Below are 9035 nucleotides of genomic sequence, written 5' to 3' on the forward strand. Positions count from 1 at the left end.
TGACGATCAGCAGGAGCCGCTTGATGACCACCGACGTCCGATTCACCGAAATCGAGGATCTGATGCCCGCCGCCGGCGGGCTGCGCGAGATTCGCCATCACATTCACCATCATCCGGAGCTCGCGTACGAGGAGCACGAGACGGCCGCGCTCGTCGCGAACAAGCTCGAGCAATGGGGCTGGCAGGTGACGCGCGGGGTCGGCGAGACGGGCGTGGTCGGCACGCTGCGCGTCGGCGACGGCACGCGCAGCATCGGCATCCGTGCGGATATGGACGCGCTGCCGATCCTCGAGGCGACCGGCCTGCCGTACGCGAGCGGCACGCACGGCAAGATGCACGCATGCGGCCACGACGGCCACACGACGATGCTGCTCGGCGCCGCGCAACACCTCGCGAAGACGCGCAACTTCTCCGGCACCGTGCATCTGTATTTCCAGCCGGCGGAAGAGCACGGCGTCGACAGCGGCGCGAAGAAGATGATCGACGACGGCCTGTTTGACCGCTTTCCGTGCGATGCGGTGTTCGGCATGCACAACCATCCGGGCGCGGCGCCCGGCGTGTTCCTCACGCGGCGCGGCCCGTTCATGTCGGCCGGCGACAAGGCGATCATCTCGATCGAGGGCGTCGGCGGCCATGCGGCGCGGCCGCACCTGACGGTCGATCCGGTGGTCGTCGCGGCGAGCATCGTGATGGCGCTGCAGACGATCGTCGCGCGCAACGTCGACCCGTCGCAGCCGGCGGTCGTCACGGTCGGCTCGATGCACGCGGGCACCGCGAACAACGTGATCCCGAACGGCGCGCGCCTCGAACTCAGCGTGCGGTCGTTCAGCCCCGAGGTCCGCGCGCTGCTCAAGCGCCGCATCGTCGAGCTCGCCGAGTCGCAGGCCGCGAGTTACGGCGCGACCGCACATGTCGAGTACATCGAAGGCTATCCGGTCGTCGTCAATACGGATGCCGAAACGGATTTCGCCGCGCAGGTCGCGCGCGAGCTGGTCGGCGACGCGCACGTGGTCGAGCAGGCCGACCTGCTGATGGGCAGCGAGGATTTCGCGTTCATGCTGCAGCAGCGGCCGGGCTCGTTCGTGCGGCTCGGCAACGGCGAAGGCGAGGACGGCTGCATGGTGCACAACCCGAAGTACGACTTCAACGATCGCAACCTGCCGATCGGCGCGGCGTTCTGGACGCGCCTCGTCGAGCGGTACCTCGGGCAGTAAGCCCCGGCGGCGGCGCGCGGCCGGCGCTTCCGGCCGCATTGAGAGGAGAAACGAACGATGCAGAAAGACCATCTCGCGCTGCACCCCGCGTCGACGGGGGCTGCCGAAGCCGATACGCGCGGCGCACCGGCCGTCACGAAGCGCGGCGCGATCGCGGCGGCCGTGATCGGCAACTGGCTGGAGTTCTTCGATTTCACCGTGTACGGCTTTTTCGCGGTGCTGATCGGCAAGCTGTTCTTCCCGTCTAGCGATCCGACCACGTCGCTGCTGCTGTCGGTCGCGACGTTCGCCGCGGGCTTCTTCACGCGGCCGCTCGGCAGCGTCGTGCTCGGCGTCTATGCGGATCGCAAGGGCCGCAAGGCCGCGCTGAACCTGACGATCATGCTGATGGCGCTCGGCACCGGCCTGATCGCGATCGCGCCGACCTACGCGCAGGTCGGCGTGGCCGCGCCGCTGCTGGTCGTCTGCGCACGGCTGATGCAGGGCTTCTCGCAGGGCGGTGAATTCGGCGCGGCGACTTCCACGCTGATCGAGCAGGGCGGCACGTCGCACCGCGCGTTCCGCGCGAGCTGGCAGCTGGCGACGCAGGGCGGCGCGGCGCTGATGGGATCGGGCTTCGCGGCGCTGCTGTCGAACACGCTGACGAAGGACGCGCTCGAGGGCTGGGGCTGGCGCCTGCCGTTCCTCGTGGGCGTGCTGATCGCGCCGGTGGGCATGGTTCTGCGTCGCCGGCTCGCTGATGATGCGCCCGGCGACAGCCATCACGGGATCGAACGCGGCGTGCTGCGCGAGCTGTTCTCGCAGCACACGCGCACGGTGCTGCTGCTGATGCTGACGGTGATGGGCGGCACGGTGTCGACCTACATCCTGACTTTCTACATGCCGACCTATGCGATCCATACGCTCGGGCTGCCGATGAAGCTGTCGATGTTCGTCGGCGTCGCGTCGGGTTGCGTGATGCTGGTGACGTGTCCGCTGTTCGGCTGGCTGTCGGACCGCCTCGGCAGCCGGCGCATGCCGATCTTCGTCGGACGCGGCGTGCTGGTCCTGCTGCTGTTCCCGGCGTTCTGGCTGATGAACCATCATCCGACGCTGTCGGTGATCCTGCCGCTGACCGCGCTGATGCTGCTGTTCTATTCGCTCGGTTCGGCATCCGAAATGGCGCTGATGTGCGAATCGCTGCCGCGCCACGTGCGCGCGACGGGCATCTCGATCGCGTATGCGCTCGCGGTGACGATCTTCGGCGGCACCGCGCAGCTGATCGCAACCTGGCTCGTGAAGACGACGGGCAGCAAGCTCGCGCCGGCCGGCTACGTGGCCATGTGCGTGGTGCTGTCGCTGATCGCGGTCGCGATGCTGCGCGAGACGGCGCGTGAATCGATGGACTGACGGGTGGCGCCGCGGGCGGCGATCCACGTCTGGATTACCGCCCGCGCACGGTCCTCAGGTACGACGCGAGCATCGTCGCCAGTTCCTGCGCGGCGGGCGTCAACGGCACGGCCGCGCGCTGCAGCAGGCAGACTTCCTGCGATTCAGCCTGCTCGCGCACGCGCACCTTCGCGAGCGCGCCCGCGAACGGCCCGTGCCGCGTCACGGCTTCGGATTCGAGCGCGAGGCAATCCGTCTGCGTGACGAGCTGCAGCGTTTCGAACATCCCTTCCACGGTTGCGATGATCGTCGGCGCGGGCTGGCCGTGCGCGTCGAAATACGCGAGCAGCCGGTTGACGACCGGATCGGCGCTCAGGTTCGGCGAACGCGTCGACACCCACGCGTAGTCGGCCAGCTCGGCAAGCGATTGCGCGTGCTGCCGCGGATGGCCGTTGCGGCACACGACCACCGGCGCCGACGCATGCAGCGGCGTGACCGCGAGATCGGTCGTGTCGGTCTGCTTCGCGACGAGCGCGATCGCGAAATCCACCGCGCTCTCGCGCAGCCAGCCGATCATCATCCGCGACGTGCCGGTGCGCAAGTGCACGTCGACCTTCGGGAAGCGCGCGCGGAACGCGGTCAGCACCGGCGCGAACGCATCGATCAGCGGTTCGGTCACGAGGCCCAGCGTGACGGTGCCTTCGTAGGCGCCGCTCAGCTGACGGATCTCGTCCTCGACCTGTTCGCATTCGCCGAGGATCGCGCCCGAGCGCGCGAGCAGCCGCTGGCCGACGGCCGTCGGCACGATCCCGCGATTGGTGCGCGTGAACAGCGTCGCGCCGAGCGTCGCTTCGAGGCTCTGCAGTTGCTGCGTGACGCCGCTCTGCGCGAGGTCCAGCGCGCGTGCGGCGGCGCGCAGGCTGCCGTGTTCGACGACGGCCTGGAAGATGCGGAGCTGGGACAGCGTGAACGCCATGGTCGAGCGCGAGGCCGGTGATCGGAAATACCGATCATGATAAGACAGCCGCGCGTTCCGGCGGCGACGCGCGCGCACTACGATCGCAGGCAGTCCGGCCCATGTCGGTTGTCCCACTTCCCGCCTTCCGTCGATCATGAAACGCGTGCCACGCCTCCCTCGCTTCCGCCGCTTCCTCGTTCCACTGGCTTCCCTGTGCATCGGTTTCGCGGCGCCGTCCGCGCACGCGCTCGATGCGCAAGTGGTGCGCCTCGGCATCGATCCGACCTATCCGCCGATGGACGCGAAGGCGCCCGACGGCAGCCTGAAGGGTTTCGACGTCGATCTCGGCAACGAGATCTGCCGCCGCGCGCAGTTGCGCTGCCAGTGGGTCGAGCTTGAATTCTCCGGGATGATCCCGGCGCTGCAGGCGCGCAAGATCGACGCGATTTTGTCGTCGATGGCGATCACCGAGAAGCGCGAGAAGCAGATCCTGTTCTCGTCGAAACTGTTCCGCTTCAAGTCGCGACTCGTCGCGCGGCCCGAGCGCGGGCTCGGCAGCACGGCCGCGTCGCTGGCCGGCAAGCGCGTCGGCGTGCAGTCGGGCACACAGTTCGAATCGTGGGCGCTCGCGCACTGGGCGCCGGCCGGCGTCGGCGTGGTGCCGTACAAGAGCCAGGACGACGTGTTCGCCGATCTCGTCAACGGCCGGCTCGACGCCGCGCTGCTCGGCACGGTGGAAGCCGACTACGGATTCCTGCGCCAGCCGAAGGGCAAGGGCTTCGCGTTCGTCGGCGCGCCGCTCGACCTGGGCGATCGCGGCGTCGGCATCGGAATGCGCCAGTCGGACACGGCGCTCAAGGCGTCGATCGACGGCGCGATCGCGTCGATGCTGAAGGACGGCACGTACGAGCGGATCGCGAAGCAGTACTTCGATTTCAACCCGTACGGCGACTGAGCCGAACGCGCCGTTTCCCTCGCATTTTTCATTCGGGATCCTCGATGCAGATTCGCACCACGCCGCTCCTGTCGCCGTCGATCGGCACGCAGCGCACGCTGACGAGCTTTCATTTCGGGCCGGCCGACGCCGGCCGCAAGATCTACCTGCAGGCCGCGCTGCACGCGGACGAGACGCCCGCGATGCTCGCCGCCGTCGCGCTCAAGCAGCGACTCTCGCAGCTCGACGCGGTCGGCCGGCTCGCGGCCGAGGTCGTGCTGGTGCCGGTTGCGAACCCGATCGGGCTCAACCACCATCTGCTCGGGCAATTCATCGGCCGGTTCGATCTCGCGAGCGGGCGCAATTTCAATCGCGGCTTCCTGCCGCTCGCCGACATCGCCGCGCGGGCGCGCGACCGGCTCGGCACGGATCCCGAACGCAATCGCGCGATCGTGCGCGAATGCGTCGGCGCGGCGCTCGCCGAGATCGCGCCGCGCACCGAGTTCGACGCGTTGCAGCTTGCGTTGCTGAAGCTGTCGCACGACGCGGACGTCGTGATCGACCTGCATTGCTCGCTCGAAGCGGTGATGCACGTGTACACGAGCGACGCGGCATGGCCGCGCGTCGAGCCGCTCGCGCGCTATCTCGGCGCGGAGGTGTCGCTGCTCGCCGAGGATTCCGGCGGCCACGCGTTCGACGATGCGCATCACCTGCTGTGGACGCAGTTGCGGCAGCATCTGCCGGAACGCACGCCGATGGCGGCGGGCACGGTGGCCGTGACCGTCGAGTGCCGCGGCCAGCGCGACGTGACGCACGAATACGCGGCGCGCGACGCCGATGCGCTCGTCGACTATCTGGTGTGGTGCGGCGCGGTGCGCGGCGAGCGCACGCCGCTGCCGCCGCTCGCCGCGCCGGCCACGCCGCTTGCGGGCAGCGAGCAGTTCTACGCGCCGGTGAGCGGGATTCTCGTGCACCGCGCGGCGATCGGCGCGACGATTCGTGCGGGCGATCCGCTGTTCGACATCGTCGATCCGCTGACCGACGCGATCACGACGGTGTCGAGCGGCACCGACGGCGTGTTCTACATGCGCCGCGCGATCCGCTTCGTGACGGCCGGTGCGCCGCTCGGCCGCGTGACGGGGACGGTGCCGGTGCGCACGGGGATGCTGCTCGGGGCGTGAGTGGTGGGCACGGTGCCTGAGCGGCGCCGCGCCATGTCGTGCTTGTCGAATCGAGCGAGCGTTACAGCAGAGTCGGAGCATTGAACGGGCGGCCACGTGCCCCGGTTTTTTTGTGTCCGCGAATGGCCGTCGCACCGATCCGCCCATCCCGCGGTGCACTCACCCGCGCCGTGCCACCAGTTCCGACACCGTCTGCGCGGCCTGCTGCAGCGGCCCGAGAAACTCCTTCACCATCTGCTTCGCGGTATGCCGCTGCGCGTTGCCGCTGATGTTCATCGCGGCGATCACCTGCCCGCGCCGGTTGCGGATCGGCGCCGAGATCGACATCAAGCCCACTTCGAGTTCCTGGTCGACCACGGCCCAGCCTTGCTGGCGCACCTGCGCGATCGTCGCCTTCAGCTTGCCGATGTCGGTGATCGTGCGCGGCGTGTGCGCGCGGATGCCGCTCTGCGCGAGCGTTTCGTCGAGCGCCGCGTCGTCGAGCGCGGACAGCAGCACACGGCCCATCGACGTGCAGTACGCGGGCAGGCGGCTGCCGATCGACAGGTTGATCGTCATGATCTTGTGGGTCGGCACGCGCAGCACGTAGACGATCTCGGTGCGGTCGAGCACGGCGGCCGAGCAGCTTTCGTGGATCTGCGCGGACAGCTGCTCCATCACCGGATCGGCGAGACTCCAGAACGGCATCGACGTGAGATATGCGAAGCCGAGTTCGAGGATCTTCGGCGTGAGCCGGAACAGCCGGCCGTCGGCCTCGACATAGCCGAGCGTCTGCAGCGTCAGCAGGATCCGGCGCGCGCCGGCGCGCGTGAGCCCGGTGGCCGAGGCGACCTCGGTGAGCGTCTGCTCCGGGCGTTGGGCGTCGAATGCGCGGATCACCGCGAGGCCGCGCGCGAACGACTGCACATAGGAGTCGCCCGGTTTCGTCTGGATGTCTTCGGTTGTCATGAACGGTCGGATTGTCGTGCAGCCGAGAAGATAGCGCATGGGGCCTGACACGCCAACCGCACCGCGGACCGGGCGCTTGACAGGTCGTCCCCGCACTCCCTATGATGCGTTGAACGTTCGATACACGATCTTATGTTCGTATATAGAACATTTAAGCGCATCCCGGCGGGCAATGCAAGGGGCGCGTTTCATTCACTTCCCAGCTTTGCATGAGACCGGAGACACTGATGACCGAAGCTTTTCTGTGTGATGCGATCCGTACCCCGATCGGCCGTTACGGCGGCGCGCTGTCCGGCGTGCGCGCCGACGACCTCGGCGCGGTGCCGCTCAAGGCGCTCGTCGAGCGCAACCGCGACGTCGACTGGACGGCGATCGACGACGTGATCTACGGCTGCGCGAACCAGGCCGGCGAGGACAACCGCAACGTCGCGCGCATGTCCGCGCTGCTCGCGGGTCTGCCGGAGGGCGTGCCGGGTTCGACGATCAACCGCCTGTGCGGTTCCGGGATGGACGCGGTCGGCGTGGCCGCGCGCGCGATCAAGTCGGGCGAGGCCGCGCTGATGGTGGCCGGCGGCGTCGAAAGCATGACGCGGGCGCCGTTCGTGATGGGCAAGGCCGCCAGCGCGTTCGCGCGCCAGGCCGACATCTACGACACGACGATCGGTTGGCGCTTCGTCAATCCGCTGATGAAACAGTTGCATGGCGTCGATTCGATGCCGGAGACGGCCGAGAACGTCGCGGTCGACTACAACGTCAGCCGCGCCGACCAGGACCTGTTCGCGCTGCGCAGCCAGCAGAAGGCCGCGCGTGCGCAGCAGGACGGCACGCTCGCCGAGGAAATCGTCCCGGTCACGATTCCGCAGAAGAAGGGCGATCCGGTCGTCTTTTCGCGTGACGAGCATCCGCGCGAAACGTCGCTCGAGACGCTCGCGAAGCTGAAGGGCGTCGTGCGTCCGGACGGCTCGGTGACGGCCGGCAACGCGTCGGGCGTCAACGACGGCGCCGCCGCGCTGCTGCTCGCGAACGAAGCCACCGCGAAGCGCTTCGGCCTGACGCCGCGCGCGCGCGTGCTCGGCATCGCGACGGCCGGCGTCGCGCCGCGCGTGATGGGCATCGGCCCCGCGCCGGCCACGCAGAAGCTGCTCGCCCGGCTCGGCATGACGATCGACCAGTTCGACGTGATCGAGCTGAACGAAGCGTTCGCGTCGCAGGGCCTCGCGGTGCTGCGCATGCTGGGCGTCGCCGACGACGATCCTCGCGTGAACCCGAACGGCGGCGCGATCGCGCTCGGCCATCCGCTCGGCGCGTCGGGCGCGCGCCTCGTGACGACCGCGATGTATCAGCTGCATCGCACCAACGGCCGCTTCGCGCTGTGCACGATGTGCATCGGCGTCGGCCAGGGCATCGCGATCGCGATCGAGCGCGTCTGATCGCGTCATCCGGTCCAGCGGCGGCGTTCACGCCGCTTCACCGGGTTCCCGCTTCAAACGGTGTGGCCGGCACGCGATCGTCGTGCCGGCCACATCGTCATTCAGCTTGCGCTCGTTGCGCGAGGCGTGCGACGAGCGCGTCGATCTCGGTGTCCGCGAACACCTCGACGCCATGCTGGCGCAGCAGCGCCGCCGTCACGCCGGCGCCGGCATGCCGTCGGCCCGCAAAACTCCCGTCGTAAATGAACGTGCTTCCGCACGAGGGGCTGCCGTCCGCCAGGATCGCGTAGCGGCAGTCGTGCGCGCGTGCCAGCGCGAGCGCGGTGCGCGCGCCGTCGATGAACGGCGCCGTCACGTCGGTGCCGTGCACGTCGACGATGCGCGCGGCACCCGACAGAACGCGTTGCCCTGATGCCCCATCCGCGATTTCGGCGGGCGGTCGCGGCACGCTCAATCCCCCTGCCAGTTCCGGACACACGGGCACCAGGCGCCCTTCGCGCTGCCATCGTGCGAGCGTTTCATGCGCGGCGGTCTTTGCCGAGCCGTTGTAACGGACGGGGTGACCGAGCACGCACATGCTGACGAGGATCTTCGGCAAGGCCGGCAGCTGCGACGCGTTCTGCAATGTCGTTCTCCGAGCGGTGTTGAGCGAGCGGAAATTCTACGCGCGGGTTGCGTTCGTGCGCGTACGGAGGACCTCGCACCGAGCGGCATGTCCGCCGCCGCATTCCGGCACGACCGATTCCGATTCCATTGATTGCTGGATTTTTTCATCGAATTCAAATGCCGGTCGAATGGAGCCGAGCAGACTGAATCGTTTCGCTGTGCGCAATGGTTATGTGAACCGATGCGTCGCCTGACGTAATCCAGCAAAGCATCGGGCCGTATCCGCAAAGCGCCGGACGCGATTATCGCGGGATTACTTGATCGAAATCATGTCGACGACGGAATTCAGATTTTCCGGCGCTTTCGGACTCAGGATTTCCCGGTGATTGCCGACAG

At 68.3% G+C, this 9035-nt stretch carries 8 protein-coding genes; 5 read left to right on the forward strand and 3 right to left on the reverse strand.

Translation table 11 applies throughout. The features are described 5' to 3' along the window. The first annotated feature begins 23 nt into the window (after positions 1–23). Both ACV22V_RS20370 and ACV22V_RS20375 read left to right on the forward strand, forming a co-directional pair. Complete coding sequence (locus tag ACV22V_RS20370; RefSeq protein ID WP_448015308.1) at positions 24–1214, forward strand: M20 aminoacylase family protein; 1191 nt, start codon at positions 24–26, stop codon at positions 1212–1214. Between the two features lie 57 nt (positions 1215–1271). Continuing rightward, the gene (locus ACV22V_RS20375) at positions 1272–2603 is read left to right on the forward strand and encodes an MFS transporter (protein WP_448015310.1); all 1332 of its coding nucleotides are present in this window, start codon (positions 1272–1274) and stop codon (positions 2601–2603) included. A gap of 34 nt (positions 2604–2637) precedes the next feature. Here ACV22V_RS20375 and ACV22V_RS20380 read toward each other — a convergent pair whose 3' ends face one another. Then, positions 2638–3558, reverse strand: coding sequence for a LysR family transcriptional regulator (locus tag ACV22V_RS20380; protein ID WP_448015312.1), 921 nt, complete (start codon positions 3556–3558; stop codon positions 2638–2640). A gap of 184 nt (positions 3559–3742) precedes the next feature. Here ACV22V_RS20380 and ACV22V_RS20385 point away from each other — a divergent pair, with 184 nt between their 5' ends. After that, entirely contained in the window at positions 3743–4495 is a 753-nt protein-coding gene (locus tag ACV22V_RS20385; RefSeq protein WP_448015328.1) for a transporter substrate-binding domain-containing protein, read from the forward strand. Between the two features lie 44 nt (positions 4496–4539). Continuing rightward, entirely contained in the window at positions 4540–5655 is a 1116-nt protein-coding gene (locus tag ACV22V_RS20390) for a succinylglutamate desuccinylase/aspartoacylase family protein (RefSeq protein ID WP_448015314.1), read from the forward strand. Positions 5656–5814: 159 nt separating this feature from the next. Here ACV22V_RS20390 and ACV22V_RS20395 read toward each other — a convergent pair whose 3' ends face one another. Continuing rightward, on the reverse strand, positions 5815–6603 hold the full coding sequence (locus tag ACV22V_RS20395) for an IclR family transcriptional regulator (protein ID WP_448015316.1): 789 nt from the start codon (positions 6601–6603) through the stop codon (positions 5815–5817). A gap of 227 nt (positions 6604–6830) precedes the next feature. Between ACV22V_RS20395 and pcaF the strand changes: the two genes are divergently transcribed. Then, positions 6831–8033 (forward strand): 3-oxoadipyl-CoA thiolase, encoded by a 1203-nt coding sequence (gene pcaF, locus ACV22V_RS20400; protein ID WP_059689352.1) that lies wholly within the window; start codon positions 6831–6833, stop codon positions 8031–8033. A 97-nt stretch (positions 8034–8130) separates the two neighbouring features. Here the strand turns inward: pcaF and ACV22V_RS20405 are convergent, their stop codons facing one another. Next, positions 8131–8610: a DUF523 domain-containing protein gene (locus tag ACV22V_RS20405; protein ID WP_448015329.1), complete on the reverse strand. Its 480-nt coding sequence runs from the start codon at positions 8608–8610 to the stop codon at positions 8131–8133. Positions 8611–9035: the final 425 nt, after the last annotated feature.

It is taken from the genome of Burkholderia sp. AW33-5, assembly GCF_053427615.1.